This is a genomic window from Ciceribacter ferrooxidans, assembly GCF_004137355.1.
Taxonomy (GTDB): Bacteria; Pseudomonadota; Alphaproteobacteria; order Rhizobiales; family Rhizobiaceae; genus Allorhizobium; species Allorhizobium ferrooxidans.
Genome location: NZ_SDVB01000145.1, coordinates 1 through 265 on the forward strand (window position 1 = coordinate 1; position 265 = coordinate 265).

Sequence of the window (265 nt, forward strand, 5' to 3'; positions counted from 1 at the left end):
CGCTTTTCGAACTACATGCCCGAGATCGTGGCAACGCGACGCTATCTGCACCAGCATCCCGAAATCGGCCTTTCCGAGTTCGAGACGTCCAATTATGTCGCGGCTCAGCTTGTTGCCATGGGCTATGAGGTTACGCGTGGTCTCGCGAAGACCGGCGTCGTCGCGACGCTTTGCAACGGAAGCAGTGGCAGGAGCATTGGCATACGCGCCGATTTCGATGCACTGCCGATCCTCGAAGAAACCGGTGACGAATACCAGAGCAGGA

General features: G+C 57.7%; 1 pseudogene. It reads left to right on the top strand.

The features are described from left to right. A pseudogene (locus EUU22_RS04285) lies at positions 1-265 on the top strand (amidohydrolase); the annotation flags it as partial.